Source organism: Exiguobacterium sp. s127 (genome assembly GCF_018618695.1).
Classification (GTDB): Bacteria; Bacillota; Bacilli; order Exiguobacteriales; family Exiguobacteriaceae; genus Exiguobacterium_A; species Exiguobacterium_A oxidotolerans.
The window spans coordinates 1-410 of record NZ_JACSMO010000034.1; the positions used below are offsets into that span (position 1 = coordinate 1).

A 410-nucleotide genomic window follows, 5' to 3' on the forward strand; every position below is an offset into this window, starting at 1 on the left:
GGTTTGTCTTATGTATGCGTAAAAAATATGACACTCCATTAGGATTCCGACTGGAATCCCATGACCAATTGGCCAATTTTTTGAGGTTCAGGGCAGCAAAAGTGAGCATGGTCTGCATCGTTACTTTTTTTAACCCGCGGTAGCGAGTCCAACGCATGCCATGCTTTTCTTTCGCGTCCGCAAAGACACGTTCGATTGTCTCTTTTCGTCGGGCATACAGCTGCCTATTAACCGGTGTGTGGCGAAGGCGCTCGACTTCGTCGATTGCATCTTGCCAGACATGCCGATGAATCACTTTCTGCATCGTCTGACTTTTCGTATACCGTTCTAGAAATGGACAAGTTTCACAGATTTTTGGATCTGATACGTACTCCCGTCTTCATTCCCGTGTAGTTGTTCGATAGACAAGC

The 410-nt window shown here is 46.3% G+C and carries 1 pseudogene; it reads right to left on the minus strand.

Annotated features, from left to right (window positions below):
• Nucleotides 1-410: pseudogene (locus KNP98_RS15935) on the minus strand (transposase); the annotation flags it as partial.